General features: G+C 69.9%; 18 protein-coding genes and 1 pseudogene. 8 read left to right on the forward strand and 11 right to left on the reverse strand.

What is annotated here, in order from left to right:
* Window positions 1-129 precede the first annotated feature (129 nt).
* The 3 genes from AB0436_RS15585 (at window position 130) to AB0436_RS15595 (ending at window position 3,364) form a co-directional block, all read left to right on the forward strand.
* Window positions 130-1,599 carry a gluconate:H+ symporter gene (locus AB0436_RS15585; protein ID WP_366468388.1) on the forward strand — a complete coding sequence of 490 codons (1,470 nt, stop codon included), beginning with the start codon at window positions 130-132 and terminating at the stop codon, window positions 1,597-1,599.
* 209 nt (window positions 1,600-1,808) lie between these two features.
* Window positions 1,809-2,537: a glycosyltransferase family 39 protein gene (locus tag AB0436_RS15590; protein WP_366468389.1), complete on the forward strand. Its 729-nt coding sequence runs from the start codon at window positions 1,809-1,811 to the stop codon at window positions 2,535-2,537.
* Window positions 2,525-3,364, forward strand: a complete 840-nt coding sequence (locus AB0436_RS15595; protein WP_366468390.1) for a hypothetical protein — start codon at window positions 2,525-2,527, stop codon at window positions 3,362-3,364. Before AB0436_RS15590 ends, AB0436_RS15595 begins: the two co-directional genes overlap by 13 nt.
* 140 nt (window positions 3,365-3,504) lie before the next feature.
* Here the strand turns inward: AB0436_RS15595 and AB0436_RS15600 are convergent.
* A pseudogene (locus AB0436_RS15600) lies at window positions 3,505-3,666 on the reverse strand (RNA polymerase subunit sigma-24); the annotation flags it as partial.
* Window positions 3,667-3,840: 174 nt separating this feature from the next.
* Between AB0436_RS15600 and AB0436_RS15605 the strand changes: the two are divergent.
* Both AB0436_RS15605 and AB0436_RS15610 read left to right on the forward strand, forming a co-directional pair.
* Entirely contained in the window at window positions 3,841-6,012 is a 2,172-nt protein-coding gene (locus tag AB0436_RS15605) for an NEW3 domain-containing protein (RefSeq protein ID WP_366468391.1), read from the forward strand.
* A gap of 228 nt (window positions 6,013-6,240) precedes the next feature.
* Window positions 6,241-7,731: an MFS transporter gene (locus tag AB0436_RS15610; RefSeq protein ID WP_366468392.1), complete on the forward strand. Its 1,491-nt coding sequence runs from the start codon at window positions 6,241-6,243 to the stop codon at window positions 7,729-7,731.
* A 2-nt stretch (window positions 7,732-7,733) separates the two neighbouring features.
* On the opposite strand, the gene AB0436_RS15615 is transcribed toward AB0436_RS15610, so the two are convergent.
* The 5 genes from AB0436_RS15615 to AB0436_RS15635 form a co-directional block, all read right to left on the reverse strand.
* Window positions 7,734-9,062, reverse strand: coding sequence for an MFS transporter (locus AB0436_RS15615; RefSeq protein ID WP_366468393.1), 1,329 nt, complete (start codon window positions 9,060-9,062; stop codon window positions 7,734-7,736).
* Between the two features lie 249 nt (window positions 9,063-9,311).
* A complete protein-coding gene (locus AB0436_RS15620; RefSeq protein ID WP_366468394.1) occupies window positions 9,312-11,438 on the reverse strand; it encodes an acetate--CoA ligase family protein in 2,127 nt (708 codons plus the stop codon).
* Entirely contained in the window at window positions 11,435-11,833 is a 399-nt protein-coding gene (locus AB0436_RS15625; protein WP_366468396.1) for a Zn-ribbon domain-containing OB-fold protein, read from the reverse strand. The genes AB0436_RS15620 and AB0436_RS15625 overlap by 4 nt, the downstream gene beginning before the upstream one ends.
* A 5-nt stretch (window positions 11,834-11,838) precedes the next feature.
* Entirely contained in the window at window positions 11,839-12,993 is a 1,155-nt protein-coding gene (locus AB0436_RS15630; RefSeq protein WP_366468397.1) for an acetyl-CoA acetyltransferase, read from the reverse strand.
* Window positions 12,990-14,162, reverse strand: a complete 1,173-nt coding sequence (locus tag AB0436_RS15635; protein ID WP_366468398.1) for an acyl-CoA dehydrogenase family protein — start codon at window positions 14,160-14,162, stop codon at window positions 12,990-12,992. The genes AB0436_RS15630 and AB0436_RS15635 overlap by 4 nt, the downstream gene beginning before the upstream one ends.
* 257 nt (window positions 14,163-14,419) lie before the next feature.
* On the opposite strand from AB0436_RS15635, the gene AB0436_RS15640 reads away from it, so the two are divergent.
* The gene (locus tag AB0436_RS15640; protein ID WP_366468399.1) at window positions 14,420-15,052 is read left to right on the forward strand and encodes a helix-turn-helix domain-containing protein; all 633 of its coding nucleotides are present in this window, start codon (window positions 14,420-14,422) and stop codon (window positions 15,050-15,052) included.
* 32 nt (window positions 15,053-15,084) lie between these two features.
* Window positions 15,085-15,876, forward strand: a complete 792-nt coding sequence (locus tag AB0436_RS15645) for a thioesterase family protein (RefSeq protein ID WP_366468400.1) — start codon at window positions 15,085-15,087, stop codon at window positions 15,874-15,876.
* An 88-nt stretch (window positions 15,877-15,964) separates the two neighbouring features.
* Here the strand turns inward: AB0436_RS15645 and AB0436_RS15650 are convergent, their stop codons facing one another.
* From AB0436_RS15650 to AB0436_RS15660, 3 genes are all read right to left on the reverse strand, one after another.
* Window positions 15,965-16,831: a MaoC/PaaZ C-terminal domain-containing protein gene (locus tag AB0436_RS15650; protein WP_366468402.1), complete on the reverse strand. Its 867-nt coding sequence runs from the start codon at window positions 16,829-16,831 to the stop codon at window positions 15,965-15,967.
* Window position 16,832: 1 nt separating this feature from the next.
* Window positions 16,833-17,756, reverse strand: a complete 924-nt coding sequence (locus AB0436_RS15655; protein ID WP_366468403.1) for an SDR family oxidoreductase — start codon at window positions 17,754-17,756, stop codon at window positions 16,833-16,835.
* Between the two features lie 220 nt (window positions 17,757-17,976).
* Window positions 17,977-18,126, reverse strand: a complete 150-nt coding sequence (locus AB0436_RS15660; protein ID WP_366468404.1) for a hypothetical protein — start codon at window positions 18,124-18,126, stop codon at window positions 17,977-17,979.
* A 281-nt stretch (window positions 18,127-18,407) separates the two neighbouring features.
* On the opposite strand from AB0436_RS15660, the gene AB0436_RS15665 reads away from it, so the two are divergent.
* The gene (locus tag AB0436_RS15665) at window positions 18,408-18,755 is read left to right on the forward strand and encodes a nuclear transport factor 2 family protein (protein WP_366468405.1); all 348 of its coding nucleotides are present in this window, start codon (window positions 18,408-18,410) and stop codon (window positions 18,753-18,755) included.
* Between the two features lie 100 nt (window positions 18,756-18,855).
* Here the strand turns inward: AB0436_RS15665 and AB0436_RS15670 are convergent, their stop codons facing one another.
* Both AB0436_RS15670 and AB0436_RS15675 read right to left on the reverse strand, forming a co-directional pair.
* Complete coding sequence (locus AB0436_RS15670; protein ID WP_366468406.1) at window positions 18,856-21,666, reverse strand: FUSC family protein; 2,811 nt, start codon at window positions 21,664-21,666, stop codon at window positions 18,856-18,858.
* Window positions 21,663-22,121 (reverse strand): MarR family transcriptional regulator, encoded by a 459-nt coding sequence (locus tag AB0436_RS15675; protein ID WP_366468407.1) that lies wholly within the window; start codon window positions 22,119-22,121, stop codon window positions 21,663-21,665. Before AB0436_RS15675 ends, AB0436_RS15670 begins: the two co-directional genes overlap by 4 nt.
* Between the last annotated feature and the right edge of the window lie 117 nt (window positions 22,122-22,238).

Genomic DNA, 22,238 nt, shown 5'->3' on the forward strand with positions numbered 1-22,238 from the left:
TTCCGATCATCCCGCAGCACATCACCACACCGCACCACGACACGGCGCCCCGTTCCCACCCGCACCACGGGGCGCCGTGTCGCGCTCCGCCCTGCCCTGAAGCCCCCTGGTAACAATGGAGTTCCCCCGATGTACTTCGCCGCAGCCACCCCCGCCGCGCCACCTCACACGGGCGGCCTGCTCGCCCTCGTCGGCGGCACCACCGGCCTGCTCCTCGTCGCAGCCCTGGGTATCGCCCTCCTCCTCTTCCTGATCATCAAGGTCAGACTGCAGCCGTTCGTCGCGCTGCTCGGCGTCTCCATAGCCGTCGGCCTCGCGGCGGGACTCTCCGTCACGGAACTCTTCGGCACGGTCCAGAAGTCGTCGTCCGTCTCGATGATCGAGTCCGGTATGGGCGGCATCCTCGGACACATCGCGATCATCATCGGCCTCGGCACGATGCTCGGCGCCATCCTCGAAGTCTCCGGCGGCGCCGAGGTGTTGAGCAGCCGCCTGCTCAACCTCTTCGGCGAGAAGCGGGCCCCGCTCGCGATGGGCCTCACCGGCCTCATCTTCGGTATCCCGGTCTTCTTCGACGTCGGTATCTTCGTCCTCGCCCCGATCGTCTACGCCGCCGCCAAGCGCTCCGGCCGCTCCATCATCCTGTACGCGATGCCGCTGCTCGCGGGCCTGTCGATGACCCATGCCTTCCTGCCCCCGCACCCCGGCCCGGTCGCCGCCGCAGCGCTCTTCCACGTATCGCTCGGCTGGATCATCGTGATCGGCGCGGCCTGCGGGCTGCCCGCGGTCGCCGCCGCCTGGGGGTACGCCGCCTGGGTCGGCAACCGCCTCTTCGTCGAGGTCCCGCAGGACATGGTCGAGGCCGCCGCGGAGGCCAAGGCCGCGGTCGTCGCGGAGCAGCAGGCGTCCGGCGTCAAGCAGCAGGAGAAGCCGGTCCCGCTGGGCACCGTGCTCGCCATCATCGGCACCCCGCTGATCCTCATCCTGCTGGCCACCTTCTCCTCGATCGCCCTGGACCCGTCGACCCTCCGCTCGGTCCTCGAATTCTTCGGCCACCCCTTCGTCGCCCTGACGATCGCCCTGTTCCTCTCGTACTACCTGCTCGGCATCCGCCGCGGCTGGACTCGCAAGTCCTTGGAAGCGGTCTCCACCGCCTCCCTCAAGCCGGTCGGCAACATCCTGCTGGTGGTCGGCGCGGGCGGCATCTTCGGCGCGGTCCTCAAGGGCAGCGGCATCGCGGACGCCCTCGCCAAGACCTTCAACGACGTCGGCCTGCCGGTCATCCTGCTCGCCTACCTGATCTCCCTGGTCCTGCGCGTCGCCCAGGGCAGCGCGACCGTCGCCATCGTCACCACGGCCGGCATCGTGCTCCCCCTGGTCGAGGGCCAGGGTCTCTCCCAGGCCCACCTCGCCCTGGTCATCATGGCTATCTCAGCCGGTTCCATCTTCGCCTCGCACGTCAACGACGGCGGCTTCTGGATGGTCGCCAAGTACTTCGGCATCTCGGAACGCGACACGCTGAAGTCGTGGACGGTCCTGGAGTCGGTCCTGTCGGTGGCGGGCTTCGTGATGGCGGCGCTGCTGAGCCTGGTGATCTAGCGCGGCGGGTTCACTCCCGAACGGCGGCAGGGCCGCTCGGTCCGCCACGAGCCGACCGTCCGGTGCCACGCCTGGACGCGCCGGCGGGTGAGCGCTTCACCGCCGGCGGACCGGGTGCGTAAGGTACGAGCGGCCCGGGAGGCGCGCGCACCGGACCGCCCCGAGCACGCGGGCGACGCGACGGGGGCCGAGGACCGGGGGTGGCGGGGATGGCGGACACGGCAGACGTGGCGGACGTGGGGCGTGCTGATGAGGCCGGGGAGGCCCGCGGGCGGATCGCACCGCTGGACCGGCGGGTGCCGGCCGTCGCCGGTGCGGTCTTCATCCTGCTGATGGCGCTGTCCCCGCGCTACGGCTTCCACATCGATGAGCTGTACTTCCTCGACTCCGCCCGGCACCTTCAGGCGAGCTACGTGGACCAGCCGGCGCTGGCGCCGCTGCTGGCCCGGCTCTCGCTGTCGCTGTTCGGGGTCTCGGAGGCGGGCCTGCGGCTGTGGCCCGCGCTCGCCGCCGCAGGCACGGTGGTCGTGGGCGGGCTGACCGCACGGGAGTTCGGCGGCGAGCGGCGGGCCCAGCTGCTCGCGGCGATCGCGACCGGCACCATGCCCGTGCTGCTGGGCGGCGCGCACGTCGCCAACACGACGTCGTACGAAGTACTGGCGTGGGCGGCGATCGCACTCGTGGTCGTACGGATCGGCCGCACCGGCGACACCCGGTGGTGGCTCGCCGCGGGAGCACTGGTCGGCATCGGCGCGGAATTCAACCACCTCGCGGCGATCTTCGGGATCGTCCTGCTGGCCGCCGCGCTGCTCGGCCCGGCCCGCCGGGCCACGGCCGACCGCCGACTGCTCGCGGGGGCCGCGATCGCCGTGCTGCTCGTGCTGCCCGACCTGTGGTGGCAGGCACGGCACGGCACGGCTGGGCCATGTTCCCGATGACGCGGGCGCTGAACGGGGAGAACGGCGGCCCGGGGAACATCCTCACGTGGATCGTGGGGCAGCTCGGCATGTCCTGTCTGGCGATGACGGTGCTGTGGGTGGCAGGCCTGCGGTTCCTGTGGCGGTCCGGCCGACCGCTCTGGCGGTGCCTGGTGACCGCGTACGCCGTGCTGTTCGTGCTGTTTGCCGTGACGACCGGAGCGCAGGTGTACTACCTGGGCGGACTGTACGTGTGCCTGTTGGCGGCCGGGGCGGTGGGACTCGACGGGTGGCTGCACTCCCGCCCGGACCGGCTGCGCGGCCTGATGATCGGAACCGCCGCCTCGGCCGCGCTGCTCGCGGTGATCGTGCTGCCGGTGCTGCCGCCCTCCGACGTGGCCTGGACGTACGGCATCAGCGCAAATTCGGGAGAGACGCTGGGTTGGCCCCAACTGGTGGGCACCGTGCGGCAGGTATGGACCGGTCTCCCGGCCGAGCAGCGCGCGAACGCGGTGATTTTCGCGGCAGACTACGGCGAGGCCGGCGCCATCAACGAACTCGGCCGCGGTACCGGACTGCCCACCGCCGTGAGCGCCCACAACACCGACTGGTGGTGGGGCCCCGGCAACGCGCACGCCACGACCGTGGTGGCCATCGCCCCCGGCCCCGACTCCGCCCCCGGGTACGCAGCCCACCTGCGCCGGTACTTCCGGCACGTCCGCGTAGCCGCCACCCTCTCCAACCCCAGCGGCGTGCACAACACCGAATGGGGCGGCCACGTCTACCTCTGCACCGGCCCCCGTCGTTCCTGGGGTTCGATGTGGCCCGAACTGCGCACGTACGCATGAGTCCGCCGCCCCCGCGGCCCGTGCCACTGCGGGACGCGCCGCTCATCGAAGCCAGGACCGCCGGCTGAGCAACGGTCGTCCTCCCGGCGCCCCAGCAGGCGAGCCGATCTCCCCGGCGAACCCGACGGTGCCGACGGGGATCGGGCGGCTCGGGCGCAGAGCCGTGCCGCGGTCGCTGGGTCGCCGTCAGGCTCGTGCAGGTATGCCGCGACGGCGTCGTGCCGTGGTAGCGAGGGGGCGAGCCCCGCCAGGGCGGCCAGGCCGGCCCGCGGGCCGTCGGCCTCGCCCACCGCCACGGCTCGGGGATCCCACGTACATGCTTGGTTCTGATTGAACGTGCCGTTTATATTGCACAAACGAGCATCTCTCGGCATCGTGTTCGCCGGTACACCGTCCCCCGTGTGTGCGAACAAGGGAGAGCAGTCTTGCTCAGAAGAACAAGCACTTCCGGCGGGCCCCGCCGTCCCGTACTCGCCGTGGCCGCCACCGCTGCGGCTCTGCTGTTGAGCGCCTTCGCCGGTGTCCCCGGCGCTGCTGCGGCGGCCGGTCCGGCGCAGCAGTCAAGGAACGCTTCGGCCGATGCCCCGTATCCCAACCTCGCCCCGACGCCCCCGATGGGCTGGAACAACTGGTCGTACTACGGTTGTGACATCAGCGAGAACGACGTGCTGTCCAACGCCCGGAAACTGGTCTCGTCGGGCCTCGCCGCCAAGGGCTACGACACCGTCACCACGGATGACTGCTGGATGACCCACAGCCGCGACGCCCAGGGCAACCTGGTCGCCGACCCGCAGCGCTTCCCGCACGGCATGGCCTGGATGGGTGAACAACTGCACGCCCTGGGTCTGAAGTTCGGCATTTACGAGGATGCCGGAACGAGTACCTGCGGTGGCTATCCCGGCTCATGGGGACACATCGACCAGGACGCCCGCCTCTTCGCGTCCTGGAAGGTCGACTACCTCAAGCTGGACGGGTGCAACGTTCCCGGTGTCTCCGGGGAGACGCAGGAGCAGGTGTATCACTCGGTCTACTCCGACATGAGCAAGGCGCTGCTCGCCACCGGGAGGCCGATCGTCTTCTCGGTCTCGGCGCCCGCCTACTTCGAGTACGACACACCCGACACCTGGCACAAGGTCATCTCCTGGTCGGGTCAGGTCGGGAACCTCTGGCGGGAGGGCGCGGACGTCGCGATGGAACCTGCCTCCGCCCGCACCAAGTGGTCCTCGATCAAGTACAACTACGGCTACAACGTGGGGCTCGCCGACCTGCAGAGCCCCGGCCGCTGGAACGACCCGGACTTCCTGCTGGCGGGCCAGTCGCGGCTCACCGGGGACGAGATCCGCAGTCAGATGTCGCTGTGGGCGGTCATGGCCGCCCCTCTGATCTCGAGCGCCGATCTGACCAAGGCCGCCCCGGAAGCGTTGTCCGTCCTCGGCAACTCCGACGTGATCGCGGTGGATCAGGATCCGACCGGACTGCAGGGCCGGATCGTGCAACAGGGCGAGGGGTACGACGTCCTCTCCAAGCAACTCGCCGGTGGTGAACGGGCGGTGGCGCTCTTCAACTCGTCCGACCAGGCTCGCACCATCACCACCACGGCGGCCGACGCGGGACTCCCGGCGGGCTCCTCCTACCGGTTGAAGGACCTGTGGTCCCAGCGGACGACGGAGACCTCGGGCACCATCGCGGCCAACGTGCCCGCACACGGCACCGTCCTGTACCGGGTCCGCACGGGAGCCGCCGCGCACACCGCGCCGGCCACCACCGTCAGCTGGCACCGGACGTCGGGCGAGGGTACCGATTCGGCATGGACGGTCAGCGTGGCCGACCACGGCCACACCGGCCTGTCCGGTACGCAACTCGAGTTCAGCGCACCCGAGGGCTGGACCCTCACCCCGTCCCATGCGCGTCTCGGTTACATCGCACCGGGCCGTTCCGCCTCGGTGACCGTGCGGGCCACCGGACCCGACGCCGCACCCGGCACCACAGCGGCCACGCTCACGGCAACCGGCCGCTACCACGCGGGCGCTGCCGGGCTCCGTACGGTGACGGGAGAAGCCACCACCATCTCGGTCGTGCCGTACCCGGACCTGAAGTCGGCCTTCAACAACGTCGGCGTCACCAACGAGTCCGCCCCGCCCGCCGAGGGCAACTACACCACCGGCAACTTCGACTGTGCCGGCAACAGCTACTCGGCCCAGGCCCTGGCGGCGGCCGGCGTCACACCGGGCGCGCAGCTCACCAAGGACGGCGTGAGCTGGACCTTCCCCGACGCCGAGCCCGGCAGCGCGGACAACGTATCGGCGGCCGGGCAGGTGATCCGCACCGGCGGCAGCGGCTCGGCGCTGTGGTTCCTCGGCGCCGAGGCAGGCACCGTCGAAGGCAAGGTCACCGTCACGTACACCGACGGCAGCCGGAGCACCGGCGATCTCGGCCTGCCCAACTGGTGCTGTACGGCGGGCACCGAGTACGGGGCGGTCACGGTGGCGACGGCCGACCACCGCAACACGCCGAACGGCCCGGCGAACTTCGGCGGCGGGTACAAGCTGTTCGGCAACTCCGTGCCGCTGACCGAGGGCAGGACCGTGGAGTCGGTGACCCTGCCGGACGAGGGCGCGATCCACATCTTCGCCCTTTCCGTGCACTGACCGGAACGCCGACCGGGTGGTGCCCGGGTCCCCGTGCACCACCCGGTCAGTGACGCTCATCCCGACATCGAGGCGGGTGTTCCGGACCCCGACGACCCGACGGCCCCACGGGCCGGCAAGCCGGCTCCCTGGCCGGGGTTCCCGCACAGCAGTTGGGCCAGCAGTCGGGCCCCAAGGAGAATTAAGTTCTAGTATCTTGATTCAAAAACTGCGTGTAGGGAGGGACTCATGTCCGGATCCGGTGAGGTCGCGCAACTGCGTTACGCCTGGCGTGCGCTGTCGGTCGTCAGTATGGCCAGCATCCTCACCGCTCTGGGCAGCAGCTCGTTGAACGTCGCACTCCCCGAAGTGGTGCGGCACTTCGGTGCAGATGCCACCGCCGCGAACTGGATCCTGCTGTCTTTCATGCTGACCAACACGGTGCTGATGGTCGCCTTCGGCCGACTGGCGGACATGTACGGGCGGCGCACGATGTATCTGCTCGGGCTGGCCACCTATACCGCGACCAGCCTGCTGCTCGGCTTTTCGCCCGGGGCATGGTTCCTGGTCGGCCTGCGGGTGATCCAGGCGGCCGGCGGGGCGATGTTGCTGACCAACAGTGCGGCGCTGCTCGCTGATGCGTTCCCGTCCCGGCATCTGGGACGCGGCATGGGCATCTATATCGCGTCGTTCTCGGTCGCCCAGTTGGTGGGCCCCACGCTGGGCGGGTTTCTGACGCAACGCTTCGGCTGGCAGTGGGTGTTCTGGTACAACGTGCCGATCGGCCTGCTGTGCTTGGTCTGGGGCACCGTGGTACTTCGCAAGGTCGGTGGCCAGGGCCTTGGCCGCGGTATCGATGTGCCGGGCAATCTGCTCGTGCTGGTGAGCCTGGGAAGTCTGCTGGTCGGGCTGTCCGAGGTCGGTGACCGGGGCTGGGGCGATTCGTTGGTGATCGTCGGGCTGGCCGCCTTCGTGCTGCTGGTACCCCTGTTCGTCGCGGTGGAGCGGCGCAGCGCTCATCCGGTGGTGGATGTACGGCTGTTCCGGGATCCGCCGTTCGCGCTCGGCCTGCTCACGTCGTTTCTCAACGCAGTGTCGAGGATGGCGGTGCTCCTGCTGATCGCGCTGTTCTACCAGGCGGTGCACGGTGAGGACCCGGTGTCGGCCGGGCTGAAGGTGCTGCCGTTGCCGGTCGCGGCGATGATCGCGTCGGCGTGCTCGGGGGTGCTGCACGCGAAGCTGTCACCGCGCACGATCGTTCTGCTGGGGACGTCGGTGAGCACCATGGGGCTGATCGTCCTGTTGGCGGAGATGTCCGTCGACGTGGGTTACCCGCCGATCGTCTGTGGGTTGGTGCTCATCGGAGCCGGTTCGGGGATGTTCATGCCGGCCAATACCGCGGCGCTGCTGGACGGTGTCGCGTCTGATCGGATCGGCATCGTCAACGCGATGCGACTGATGATCCAGAACACCGGAGTGGTGGTGAGTACGGCACTGGCCATGTCGGTTGTCACCAGTGCGCTCCCTGCCGGGTTGCGCGGTCACGTCTTCGACGGCACGATCGCCGCGGTCGCCCCGCAGGCCCTCGCCCAACTGGTCACCGGGTATCGGCTGACCCTGCTCGTCATGACGGTCATCTCCGCCATGTCGGTGGTCGCTTCACTCGGCCGGCACCGGACGACACGTGATCCCGCCGAGGGGTGCCGGCCGAGTGAGGGCACGGTCGCCAGGACCGTGTGACGTCAGTCCGACGCGCCGGTGCGGGAGGCAGGCGCCAGTACGGGCGTCGGCACCGTGCTCGGGCGCCGCCACGGTCCGTGGAAGAGCAGCGCCGCCGGGAGGAACAGCATCAGGCAACAGAGCGCGATGACCATCCAGAGGTGCCAGCTGCCGTGCGCGACCACGCGAGGCACAGCGAACAGTGCCAGAACGGCCACGCCCTTGGATGTGAACCCGAACAGGCCCCAGGCGCTGCCCTGCAGTCGCGGGTCGATGTCCTCGGCGTTCTCGGAGAAGTTGGCCATCCAGGGGCCGTAGGAGACGCCCATCGCTCCGCCCAGCAGCGCACCGGTGATCATCAAGTGAAGGTGCGATACGTCTTGGCGGCCCATCAGCGACAGCAGATAGCCCGTGATGGCCGCCGTAGCGATCGTCCCGCCGACGCAGATCGGCTTGCGCAACTGCAGACGGTCGGAGATCCGACCGCTCACCACGACCGTGAGCAGGTTGAGCACCCAGAAGACCGACATGATGCCGGCTGCGGTCGATGCGCTCAGACCGAACGAGTGCCCCAGCATGATCGGCCCGTACAGGGAGAGCGTCAGGTAGAGGACCAGCCATAGCGCAATACCGATGATGTGCGCCCAGATGTTGCGGTGGGAGAGCAGATCTCGCGCCCTGGGTGGCGCGGTGCGGCCGGCCATGGCGAGCGCCTGCTGTTCGGTCTGCTGGACGCGGGCGCGCAACTGGGGGGAGAGGTCGGTGATGTTGAAGGCGATCACCAGGGAGGCCACCAGCGACACTGCGCCCATGATCACGAACTGTGAGCGCCAGGAGTCGTGGAAGACCGGCAGTGTGGCGCTCGCGATCGCGGCGGCCAGGAAGTTGGCCCCGACCGGTCCCCAGGTCCAGAAGCCGAAGGCCTGTGCGCGGCCCATCCGCGGTGAGAAGTCGCGGACGAGGGGTGCGGTGCCTGCCAGTGCCATGCCGTCGATGACGGACAGCGCGATCCGGGTGAGCAGCAGCTGCGTGGGGGAGTGCACCGCCGTCATCAGCACGCAGCACACCGTTGTCAGCAGCATGAGCGGGATGAGCAGGCGTACCCGACCCAGGGTGTCGGTGAGCCGACCGCCGGCGACGGAGGCAAGGGCGCCGACGACGGTCGCGGATGCGGAGACCGTGCCGTACGTGGAAAGCGACATGTGCAGATCTTTGAGCAGCAGTGGGACCACGGGGGCGATCTGCCCCTCGTACGACCCGATCAGAACGGCGAGCACCGCCATGCCGAGGATGCGCATCCGGCGTCCGCCGGTCGGATATTCGTCGAGTTCGCGTACATAGGAGAGCTTCATTGCTCCAGCCTTTCTGCGAGTGGACTTCCGCCTGGCCCTGCCGATCTCCCCCGCGTCCCAGCGGCAGCCGCGGACTAGAATTAGTCTCTAGAATTCCGTTCTGACTGAGGCTGGGGGCGGCGCGACGGGTTGTCAATACGATGGGCAACCCCCCTTGTGAGTCACCTTGGTTGTCGCGGAGTCGGCCGAAGGCCGCCGCGGTCGCAGCAGGCGACCGCGGCGGCCTTCGGGGGCGCCGCCGAGCGTGACTCAGTTCCAGGTGACCAGTGCGTCCAGCGCCTCGACCTTGCTGCCGCGGACGAGCAGTGGGTTGACCTCCAGCGATTCGAGGTGCGGACCCAGACCGTCGGCGAGCGCACCGATCCGGGCGATCACCTCGGCGACCTTGTCGAGGTCGGCGGGCTCGGTCCCGCGTGCGCCCTCCAGCAGCCGGGCCCCGCGCAGTTCGCCCAGCGCCCGGCGGATGTCGGAGGCGTCCACCGGCAGCAGCCGCAGCGCCGAATCGCGCAGCACCTCGACCCAGACCCCACCGAGACCGACAGCCATGACCGGACCCCACGCCGGATCACGGAGTACACCGACGATCAGTTCCACGCCCCCACGGCGCTGGGGTTGTACGAGGGTGCCGATACCGGTCAGACCGCGTTCGCGCAGCGCGACGCACACCTCGCGGTGGGCCCGGCGCACGGCATCGGGCCCGTCCAGCCCGAGCCGTACCCCACCGATGTCGCTCTTGTGCCCGAGACCGTCGGCGACGGCCTTCAGCACCACCGGGTATCCGAACCCGGCAGCTGCGGCCACCGCTTCGTCCTCGGTCGTGGCCCGGGAGGACGGGACGACGGGGATACCGTTGTCTCTGAGCAGCTCCGAGGCCCGGTGCTCCGTCCAGAGTCCCGTGGTCTCCCCGCGCACTACCGGCGGACCGCCCGTTTCCGCGGGCTCCGCCAGGGTGACCTCCGGCAGCGCCCGGGACCAGCGGACGGCCGCGCCGATCGCGGTCATGGCGTGCTCGATCCCGCCCACCACGTACGGGAACCCCGTCTCCCGCTGCACATGACGGCCCACCTCCGTGATGTCGGTGAGTACGTTGCCGGCCACGATCACCGGCCGCTTCGCGTCGCGGATCCGCTGTGCGGTCGCGGCGAAGTGTTCCAGCGTCGGCTTCAGGTCGGCGGGCGGCAGCCGGGGCAGATCGGACAGGAGCATGACCGCGTCAACACCCGGGTCGTCCGCGACCACCTCCAGCGCGCGGCTGAGCAACGTCCGGTCCACCACCACGTAACCGGTGACGTCCAACGGGTTCTGCACGGTCGCGAAGCCCGGCAGGATCTCCTTCAGCCGTGCCACCGTCTCCGGAGCGAACGCCGGCAGCTCCAGGTCCTCCTGCTCGGCCCGGTCGGCGATGACCTCGCAGGCCCCGCCGGAGGGCGTGACCACACCGATCCGCTGCCCATGGATCGGGCCCGTCTGCGCCAGCAGCCCAGCCGTGATGATCAGGTCCTCCAACGAGCGGACGCGTACGACCCCGAGCTTCCGGAACGCCGCGTCGACGACGACGTCGTCGCCCACGAGAGCTCCGGTGTGGGCCTGCGCGGTGTGGGAGGCAAGTGTGCTCGAGCCGATCTTGAGCGCCACGATCGGCTTGCCCGCCTCCGCGGCGCGGCGGGCGGCGCGGGCGAACTCTCCGGGATGGCGCACCGATTCCAGGAACAGCGCGATCACCTTGGTGGCCGGGTCGTCCACCAGGTAGTCGATGACATCGGTGACCGAGATCATCGTCTCGTTGCCCATGGAGGTGAGCAGACTCAGACCCACGTTGCGGGCCTGGGCGAAGGACAGGATGGAACTGGCCAGCGCCCCGCTCTGCAGCACCACGCCCACCGGGCCGCCGATCAGGGGCGGTGGGATGGGCAGTCCGTACGGGGTCGTTCCCGCCGTGGCGTTGATGTACCCGTTGCCGTTGGGCCCCAGCACGGTCAACCGGTTCTCCCGCGCGAAGGCGAGGATCTCATCTTCGAGGCGCCTGCCCTCCGGGCCGGTCTCGCCGAAGCCGGCGGTGAGCACCACATAGCTGCGGATGCCCAGACCCGCTCCCTCGCGCAGCACCGACAACACCGCGGGCGTCGGCACCATCACATAGGCCATGTCGACGCGCTCACCGATGTCCGTGAGACTGCGGTGGGCACGCTGCCCGTGCACCACCTCGGTGCGGGGATTGACCAGGTGGACCGGTCCGGCGAAGCCGTTGTTGCGCAGATTGTCGAACGTGGAAAGCGACCAGCCCGACTTGTCCGTGGCACCCACCAGCGCGATGGACCCGGGCGCGAAGAGAGCCTGCATCGCCTCGGGGCGGATGTGTGTCGTGGCCGTGCTCATACGGTCTCCCTCACTCGGAAGCACGGCAGCGCCGGGGAGTCCTCGCCGCCCAGTCGGGTGATCTTCAGCTCCACACGGTCACCGATCCGGACCCGGTTACCGCCGACGATCCGCGACATCATCCGTACGCCTTCGTCGAGGTCGATCAGCGCGACCGTGTACGGCGGGGTACCCGTGAACGGGCTGAAGGCGCGGTGCGCGATCGTGTACGAGTAGACGGTTCCGGTCCCGGGCGAGGTGAACCAGTCCAGCCGGTCACTGAAGCAGTGCGGGCAGAGGCTCCGCGGGTAGAACACGGCACGGCGGCAGTCGCCGCAGCGCTGCAGGCGCAACTCGCCGGCGGCGATGCCGTCCCAGAACGGCTGCGTCTCCGCATCCGGCGCAAGGTCCGCCACGGTGATCAGCTCCTTCCCAGTACAACGGTGGACGTGGACGAGAGAACCCCGCCGGTGCCGTGCACGAGCGCCAGTCGCGCACCGTCGATCTGGCGGCGCGGGTCGGTCGCGAAGTCGTGCCGCAGCTGCCGGGTCGCCTCGATGAGCAGGAAGATCCCGTACATACCGGGATGGGTGTAGGACAGTCCGCCGCCGTTGGTGTTCATCGGTATGTCCCCACCGGGGGCCGTACGGCCGAGCGCGACGAACTCCCCGGCCTCGCCCGGCTTGCAGAAGCCCAGGGACTCCAGGGTCAGCAGCACGGTGATGGTGAAGGAGTCGTAGATCTCCAGCAGATCGAAGTCGTCGTGGGTGACACCGGCCATCTTCATGGCGGCCGGGCCGGAGCGCGCCGCCCCGGTGACGGTCAGGTCCGGCATCTGGGCGATGGAGCTGTGAGTGGTCGTCTCGCCGTGTCCGAGCACCACTACCGGATGGGTGTCGACGTCGGGCCACCGGTCCTCGGCGGCCACGACCACCGCGCCGCCGCCGTCGGTGACCAGACAGCAGTCCAGCAGGTGAAGCGGATCGCTGATCATCGGAGAGCCGAGCACGTCGTCGACCGTGATCGGGTCGCGGTAGTACGCGTCCGGGTTGAGCGCCGCCCACTGCCGCGCGCTGACCGCGACCTCGGCCAGTTGCTCGCCGGTGGCACCGTACTGGTGGAAGTAGCGGTTGGCGGCCAGAGCGTAGGCACCGACCGGTTGCGGCAGTCCGAAGGGCCGGTCGAACTGCTCGGTGAGCGTCGTGGGGGGCCTGGGTGTGTTGCGGGAACGATTGCTGCGCTGGGTGCTGCCGTAGGTGATCAGCGCGACGTCGATCAGCCCGGCTTCGATAGCGGCCGTCGCGTGGCCGAGGTGTGCCTCGAACGACGACCCGCCGATGTTGGTGCCGTCGAGGTAGTCCGGCTGCAGTCCCAGGTACTCCGCCAGCGTGAGCGCCGGCGCCCACGACCAGTTCCCCGCCACGAACAGCGCGTTCACATCCCCGGGACCGAGCCCGGCCTCGGCCAAGGCCGCCTTGCTCGCCCTGGCCTGCTGGGACAGTACGGTCAGGTGCGGGGTCTTGCCCACCTCCGACTCGGCCACCCCCACGATCGCCGCGCGCCTGCGCACAGTCATTCGCCGATCCCGCCCAGCCGCACGTGGCCCTTCAGGAGGTTACGGGCGATGGTGCGGCGCTGGATCTCGTCGGTGCCCTCGAAGATCCGCAACAGTCGCAGCTCCCGGTACCAGCGCTCGATCGGCAGCTCCTTGGTGTAGCCCATACCGCCGTGAATCTGCAGTACGCGGTCCACCACCTGGTTGGCCATCAGTGCCCCGTTGAGTTTGGCGATGGAGGAAGCATGGCGGGCGTCCATTTTCTGCTGCACCCGCCAAGCGGCGTACAGCGTGAGCCACTTGGTCGACTCGATTTCGACCTGCGAATCAGCGATCTGCCACTGGATCGCTTGGTAGTCACCGATCGGATGGCCCATCGAGTGCCGGATCTTGGCGTAGTCCACGGCCATCTGCAGCATGCGCTCGGCCGAACCGATCGCCCGCGCCGGGATCATGTAGCGTCCCTGGCCGATCCAGCGCAGCGCCAGGGCGAAACCCTGGCCCACTTCGCCGAGCACGTTTTCGGCGGGCACCCGCACGTCGTCGAACACCAGCGCCGCCGGACCCCACTGCCCCATCGTCTGGATCGGCTCGGACTTCCATCCCATGTCCCGGTCGGCCAGGAAACAGGTGACTCCGCCGTCGGCGCCCTTGGCCGGGTCGGTGACGGCGAACACCATCACGAAGTCGGCCTCATTACCGCCGGTGATGAACGTCTTCTCGCCGTTGATCACCCAGTCACTGCCGTCACGCACCGCACGGGTCCGGATGTTGCGTGCGTCGGAGCCGGCGCCAGGCTCGGTGATGGCGAAACAGGAGCGTCGCTCGCCCTCGATCGTCGGGACGAGATAGCGCTGCTTCTGTTCGTCGTTGGCCCCGTAGAGGATGTTGTCCGCGGATCCGCCGAAGCTGAACGGTACGAACGTTCTGCCGGTCTCCATGGCAAGGATGGCGGACATGACGGCCCCCAGGTTCATCCCGCCGTACTCCTCGGGCGTGTTCATCCCCCAAAAACCTGCCCTGCGGGCCTTGGCCCGCAGTTCGGCGAGCACATCCAGGGATATCGCCGGTGAGCCCGCTCGTTCATTGCGCAACACCTCCTGCTCCAGTGGCATCACCTCCTTGGAAATGAAGGTGCGCACGGTGTCCCGGATCTGCCGTTCCTCGACACTGAGGGAGAAATCGACCATCGAGAGGTGTCCTTCCTGCTCGGGACGCACGGGGGTGATCACCCGAAGCCCTTTTCTAGAACGGAACTCTAGGAACCTGCTCAGACTGTGCCCCGCCGAAGGAGCGTGTCAAGACGCCTGCCAGAGCACACCGCGGGCGGCAGGCGGGTGTGGGGCGCGGAGAAGCACGGCCGACATGGCGGTGTGGTTAATTCTAAGATTGGATTCGGTACGGTGGGCGGTGCCGACAACCGTCCATGGAAGGCAAGGAGGGGCCCATGCCACGAAGCGCGAGCAGTGCCGCCAATGGAGGGAACGCCTGGCAGTGGAGCCGTACGGCGGAAACCCGCCGGGTGCTGTTGAGTGCCGCCCGTGAGGTGTTCTGCGAACAGGGCTTCGCCGAGGCGAGTATCGCGGCGGTAGTGGAACGCGCCGACTCCAGCGTAGGCAGCCTCTACCACCATTTCGGGGGCAAGACCGAACTCTTCCTCGCTCTGTGGGAGGAGCACCAGGCCTCCCACGAGCAGAACGCGGTGGCCGCGGTCGCCGCGGCACGGTCCGCGGGCGCGGGCGAGGACCCGCTCGACCTGTTCATCGTCGGCGCCCGCGCCTTTCTGGAAGGCTCCTGGCAGCGCCGCGACCTGGCCCGGCTGTTCATGGACGGCGACGGACCGCCGGGATTCGAACTGGTCAGGCGCACCCGCAGCCGGGAGTGGGTCCGGCAGAACGGAGTGCTGCTCGGTGCCGGCATCGATTCCGTCGACCGGCTCACGGTCGCTGTGCTGACCACGATCATCGGCGAGGCAGGACGCGAGATCGCGACCTGCTCGACCAAGCGCCAGGCCAACAAGATCACCGAAGCCGCGATCGTGCTGATCCGCCGTCTCGGCTCGACGAGGGACGTCACGTGACCGCCGGTCAGGGTGTCAGGACGGAGGCATGCGTGGCCCAGACGGAGCAGCAGGAGGCGTTCTTCACGAGTGTGGGGGAGGAACTCCTGCCCGCGGCGCACGCGCGCGGCTGGTGGGCGCCCGGCATGATGCACGGCCGACTGCTCGGGGGCCTGGCGGCCAGGGCGCTGGAGGCGGAACACGCAGCGGACGGCCTGCACTTCACTCGGCTGACCGTCGACCTGTTCCGCAACGCGCCGATGGCACCGGTACGGGTGGAGACCCACCGGGTGCGTGACGGACGGCGCATACGGGTCGTCGACGCCACCGTGCACGGCGCCAACGGCGTCGTCGCGCGGGCCAGCGCCGTTCTGTTGCGCCGCAGCGAGCAGCCGCCCGGCCACATCCCCGCAACTCCGCCCTGGGACGCCCCGGCCCCCGAGGAACTCTTCACGCCGCGCGACGGGGCATGGACGGCGTGGATGTTCGACGAGCACAACGCCTCCGCGAAGGGCGGCTGGCGTGGCGACGGCAAGCGCCGGGCCTGGCTGCGGGAAGCACGCGAACTGGTGGCAGGCGAGCCGCTGTCGCCGTTCGTGCGGGCGGCCCTGGCGGCGGACACGGCGAGTCCGCTCGCCCATGCCGGTGACGGGGGTCTGCAGTTCATCAACGCCGACTACACCCTGTGCCTGAGCAGGCTGCCGCTCAGTGACGCGATAGGGCTGGAATCCGGCGCCCACACCAGCGAGGACGGGGTCGCTGTCGGACATTGCACGCTGCACGACTCGGCCGGTCCGATCGGCTACTGCATGACCACCGCGGTGGCCAACCCACCACGCTCCTGATCCCGCACCGGGTGCCCGCGCCGCCCCTGCCCGCAGCGGCCCTGCCCGCAGCGGCCCTGGGGCGCCGTGCCGGCGGGGGCGAAAAGGGTCAGCTGCGCGGTCCGGCCGCCCCGCGGACGGCGACCCGCCCCCGATCGATCACGACCGTTCCGTCCGCCCTGGTGGTGCGAAAGCGCGCGGTGCCGCCGTCGTCCCAGACGGAGACGGTCAGCGGCTCACCGGGAAGCACCGGCTTACTGAAGCGGCCCGACATCGAGGCGAACCGGGACGGGTCCGACCCCGCCAGCGTGTGCAGCAGCGCGCGTCCGGTGATCCCGTAGGTGCACAGGCCGTGCAGGATCGGCCGCTGGAAACCGGCCTTCGCCGCGAACACGGGGTCGCTGTGCAGCGGGTTCCGGTCACCGGACAGCCGGTACAGCAGCGCCTGTTCGGGTCTGGTCCGGTAAGTCACCTGGTGATCCGGCGCGCGGTCCGGTTCCGGCCAGTCCTCCCGCGGGCCGCGGTCACCACCGAACCCGCCCTCGCCCCGGATGAACACCGCACTGCGCGAGGTGATCAGCGGTTCGCCGCTATCCGGGTCCACGGCCACGGCCTCGCTGGTGACCAACGCGCCGGACCCCTTGTCGTACATCCCGGTGACTCTCGATGTGATGCGTACACGCCCCGCCGGAGCAAGCGGCCGGTGCAGGTCGAAGGACTGCTCCGCGTGCACCAGCATGGCCGGGTCGAACGTGCCGATGCTGCGGCCGCGCTGTCCCTGCGCGGCCAGCACCGCGAACGTCGGCAACACCTGCTGAGCCACCCCGTGAGAGTTCTCCGTGGTGAAGGACAATTCCCGCAGCGGGTCGTCCAGGCCCGCGCCGACCCCCACCGCGTACAGCAGGGTGTCCTTGGAGGTCCAGGACCGCTCGACGGCCGTGGACTCGATTCCGATCACGCTCTGATCCAGGGGCATGTCAGGAACCCTCGGCCGGCGCGTGGCCGTTCTGCAGCGCGTTCGGGCGGGCCTTGCCCACCATGGCCGGGATCGCCTTGTCCAGTTCGGACAGCTCCCAGCGGGACTCCTTGTCGGCCCCGGGGCCGGCAAGCCAGCCCTCCGCGACGCTGATCGTCCCGCCCCGCACATTGAAGACCCGGCCGGTGATACCGCGCGCCGACGGGCCACCCAGCCAGACCACCAACGGAGCGATATTCTCCGGCGCCGATGGGTCGAACACGCCGGGCTCCGGAGCCGGACGGTCGGACCGCAGTCCCTCCGTCATACGGGTGAGCGCCGCAGGAGCCACGGCGTTCACCGCGACTCCGTAGCGTGCCAGTTCACGCGAGGCGATGATGGTGAGCCCGGCGATGCCCGCCTTGGCCGCACCGTAATTGGCCTGCCCGGGGTTGCCGTAAATGCCTGACGAGGACGTCGTGTTGATGACGCGCGCATCGACCTGAGCGCCGGCCTTGGCCTGCGCCCGCCAGTACGCCGCCGCATGGCGCAGCGGAGCGAACGTGCCGCCCAGGTGCACCCGTATCACCGCGTCCCATTCATCGGCGCTCATGTTCACCAGCATCCGGTCGCGCAGGATACCGGCGTTGTTCACCAGTACATGCAGGTCACCGAAGCGCTCGACCGTGAACTCCACGAGCCTGCGCGCACCTTCGAAGTCAGAGACGTCATCGCCGTTGGCGACGGCCTCGCCGCCGGCCTCGCGGATCTCCCGCACAACCTCACCGGCCGGTCCGGACGAAGCACCGGTTCCATCCACCTCCGCGCCCAGATCGTTGACCACCACCTTTGCGCCCTGCCGCGCGAACTCCAGCGCGTGCCCGCGACCGATCCCGCGTGCCGCGCCTGTGATGATCACGACTCGGCCGTCCATGGTGCCGCCCATACGCGTCTCCCTCCACAATCCATCCCGGCTGCCGCGGTCCCGCGGAGTCGGCCAATGATAGAATTGCTTTCTAAAAAGAGTCTCGGTGCGGCGAATCGATGTCAACCCTCCCGCAGGGGGCGGCGCCAGGGACCCCCAACTGGGCACGAGGCATGAGGAGCGGTTCGTTACACGGCGAAGGCCGACGCGAGCGCAACGTCGTCGACGACGGGGACGACGTTCACCGCAACCCGGGCAGGCGGCGCAGTTCACTGATGCCCAGCAACCGGCCGAGTGCGAGGTATCCCACCGCCATCGTGAGCGATCCGGCGACCAACGCGACGGCGGTGGGCCAGGTGCCGGTACCCAGCGCGGCGCACCAGTGAGCCACGGCCCACCCCAGCCCGGCTGCCGGCCCGGCCGAGCAGAACAGTCTGACGTAGGTGCGGCGCAGATCCTTTCGCCGACCGGCCCTCCGACCTTCTTGCGGAGCAGCCACGCGGTGAGGACGAGTCCGGCCAGATACGACAGGGTGTATCCGCCGGCCATGCCGGTCACCGCCCACCGTGCGGGCAGCAGGGCACATCATCGCGCCGAACCTCTCCCGTGCGTTCAGCACCTGACCGTGGTGGGGCCCATCGGACCCCGCCAGGACCGCACTATGATCCGGCGGTGATCGAAACTCTCATCAGGACCCACGTCGAGGCCTTCAACACCCATGATCTCGAGACCCTGATGGCCGGGTTCACCGACGACGCCGTGTGGGTCACGGGCACGACGACGACGCAAGGCCGTGCCGAACTCACCGAGTTGTTCGCACGGGCTCTGGAGGGTCTGCTGCCGACACTGACGATCCAGAACTTGATCGTCGGCGATGACCGGGCCGCCTGCCAGATGGTCGAGACGTTCACTGTCGACGGTGCGGAGCGAACCGACCACATCGCAGGGTTCTACGCCGTCGCGAACGGGCGGATCGCTTCGGCGAAGATCTACCGAGAAGGCAGCGCCGACGTCGGCTGACGGCACGGCAGTTGTGCAGCCCGAGAATCCGGGATGCACACCCACAGGTGAGCGGGTGCGTTCCCCGGCCGTCTCCGAGGCTGACGGGCGCCTCCAGGTCTCAGTCCCGGGACGCCGGCGCCAGCTGGATGTCGTGGTGCATCTCGCCCTCCGTGAGCTTCACCGAGAGGAACTCGGCGCGCGGAGTGTGGGACGAACCGGCGGCGATGACGGTGTACGTGCCGGGTGTCAGGCCGGTGATGCGGTAGCGGCCGGCGACGGCGCGGACGCCGGCCCGGCGCTTGCCCCGGGCGCCGACCACCGTGATCCACGCGTCGCAGTCGGCCGGGTGGTCCGGACACCGCAGGTGACCGCTGACCGTGACGGAGCCCTCGGCGCTACGGGTCCGGTCCCGTCCGTCGGCGCCGTCGTTGTGCGCGGCGGCCGCCGCGCCCGGTCCGGCTTCCTGCGAGGCGAGCGGTGTCGCGGCCCGGACCGGTCCGCGCGGTTCCGGCGTGCGCTCGTCGCCCTGCCGGGTGTGCGCGGTCCAGGCGGCCAGGACCTCCTGGGTGCGGCGCTCCCGTGGGGCGGGCGGCGTCCGAAGGGATGCGGCGGGCGGCGGTGCGGGGTGCTGCTCGGTGGGCGCCGCGACGGTCTGCAGGCCGCGGTCCTCGGCGAATCCGGCCAGCACCTCGTCCAGCGCCGCCAGTTCCCTGAGCGCGGTGTGCAGCCGGTCGGCGCGAGGACCGGCCGGGGCCCGCAGTTGCGCTTCGAGGTTCCGCACGAGGGGGCTCACCCGGACCCAGCTGCCGCCGGGCTCACCGGTGGAGAAGCGCCGGTCGAGCGTGTGCAGGGACTCCAGGAAGGTCTGCGTGATCCGCTCGACGTGGCCGGGGAGCCGGGGCCCGAGGTCGATGTCGATGTCGGCCGCCGCGGCGAGTGCCCGTGCGTGTGCGGTGGCCGTGGTGAGGAGCGCGAGCCGGTTCTCGGCGCCGCGTCCCCGGATGCCCGGCATCCGGACCAGCGGCCGGGACACGCTGCGGACCTGGAACAGTGCCGCGTCGACCCCGCGTGCCGCGCCGCGCAGCCGGACGGGGGCCTCGGGGTCGTCCCACCGCTGGTGGATCTGGGACACCAGGTGCTCCAGCGCCGCGACGTAGCCGCGGTCGGCCTCCTGGGCGATCTTCCGGGTGGAGAGCGGGAAGATCAGTGCGGCGCAGGCGGTGGCGGCGAGGATGCCGAGTCCGTTGTCCAGCAGGCGCTCGGCCAGCAGGTGGTCCATCCCGCTGTAGGGGGTGGACATGCCGTAGAGCTGGACGAGAGCGGTGACGAGCCCCACCACCCAGTAGGCGTACTGGCGTTGCATGCCCCAGGCGCCGAGAGCCAGTCCCGCCACGATGACCAGCAGCGTCCAGTAGATGTGGCCGGGGCCGATCAGGTGGAGCAGCCAGATGCCGAGCACCGCGCCGACGACCGTGCCGACCATCCGGTGGGCCAGCTTGCGCAGCCGTTCGTGGGTGGTGTTGGTACCGAACAGCGTGATCATCACGCCGACCAGGCCCCAGTAGAAGCGCCGGGGGTCGATGGCATCGGCGATCGGGCAGACGATGGCGCAGGCCACCGCCGCGTGCAGCGGTACCCGTACGTACGGGACGACGCGTCGCCAGCCCGTCAGTTCCTGGGCGGCCGCGATCCGCCGGGCGACGGCGCCGGTACCGGCCGGGCGGTTCTGTTCCAGTGCGACGGTGGGCTGGAAGGGGACTTTCGCCCGTGCCCTGGGCGCGTTCCAGCCCAGGTCGAGCCAGTGCGCCAGGGAGTCGGCGAGCGAGTCGAGCAGGTGGCCGACGCGACGGGCCAGCACCGCGGCCTCGGCCTCGTCGGGGCCGGCGTCCCGGTCGCCGAGCACGTCCTCGGCCTGCTGCTGGATGAGCCGGGCCGCCGGGTGCAGCGCGTCGGCGCGGCCGAGCGGGGTGTCGCGGGCGACGACCAGCGCCACGACCATCGCCTCGCGCAGGTGCGGGGGGATGGGCAGCCGGGCGAGCCGCTGCACGGCCTGACCGATGCCCTGCAGGGCGAGTTCGGCGTCGAAGAGGTACTGGTGGAGCAGTTCGGCGGTGTCCGGGTCTGCGGCGACCTCGGGCTGGGCGAGGCGGCCGTCGATGGTGACGGTGGTGACGTTGAGGCGGCGCAGGCTCCGCCGCATCCGCTTGATGGCGACGTCCTGGTCGGCGTCCGGGTCCAGCGCCGCGGTGGCGGCGTCGCCGACCCGGCGTGCCTCGACGACGAACGCGCGCTGGGTACGGAGCAGGTCCTCGCGGGGCATCGGACAGCAGAGCAGCAGACGGGCGGCGAGGATGGCCGCCGAGGACACCAGCGCGACGACGAAGAGCTTCCCGCACAGGTTCAGCGGAATGTTCGCCATCATGCCGACCATGAAGGAGTTGAAGAGCATCATGCCGGTGAGCAGCGCCAGCGGTCCGAACCGGGCGAGGAAGAACGTCAGCGAGAGCCCCACCACCATCAGGGTGAGTTCCAGCACACGGTCCTGGTGCAGCCACGCGGCGAGCGGCAGGACGGCGGAGAAGGGGAACGGCATCCACAGGATCGCGCGGGTCAGCCTGAGCGGCGTGTTCTCGGCGATGGCGAACGCGCTCATCAGCCCCATCATGCCGCCGACCATCATGCCGAGCATGGCCGGCAGGGTCAGGGCGACGGACATCCCGTAACCGACCAGGAGGCCGGTGGTGACCGAGACCAGCGAACGCCATCCGGCCTGCAGCTGACCGAGGCCGGGGTCGGCTGCGAGCACTCCGTCCCACCAGCGTCTCGGCCCGCCGACCCGGCGGGGTGCGACGGCACCTCCGGTACGGGGTGGCCGGCCCCCCTCCCGTTCGGCGGCGGGGTCCAGGGCTTCGGTGGCTGGGGTGGTCAACTGACCTCCGGTTCGATGGCGTGCAGAAGGGTGGACACCGCATCTCGGGCCTGGCCGACGGCCTGCTCCGGGTCTTCGACGTTCGTCCGAAGCCCTTCGAGGAGAGCCGAGGCCATCCGCTGCCGCGCCCGCTCCAGCAGCGCCCGGGCCGCAGGTGTGAGCGAAGCCTCCACGGCGCGCCGGTCCTGGGCGCAGCGTTCCCGCTCGATGAGCCCGCGCTCCGCCAGCTCCTGGAGGACGACGGTCACCCGGGGCTGGGCGAGGCCGGTGTAGGCGGCGATCCCGGTGACCCGGCGCGGCCCGGGCTCCAGGGCGTCGAGTACCGCGGTGTGGCTGCGCGGCAGCCCGAATTCTCCGGCCCGGAAGAGCGCCTGGGAGAGCCGTCCGATGCCTCGCAGAAGGCCGCGGGCGGCGTCCTCGATCCGCTGCTCGTCGGAGTCCGGGCTTAGATGCATACACCAATTATATATTGTCGCCGCGCGGACCGGTGCACCGCACCCGCGCGGCGCTCTTCCCCTGCGTCCACTCTGCGTTAACAATGCGCATGTCAAACCGAAAGAACTTCGGTCACA

It is taken from the genome of Streptomyces sp. NPDC051322, assembly GCF_040689485.1.
GTDB lineage: Bacteria > Actinomycetota > Actinomycetes > Streptomycetales > Streptomycetaceae > Streptomyces.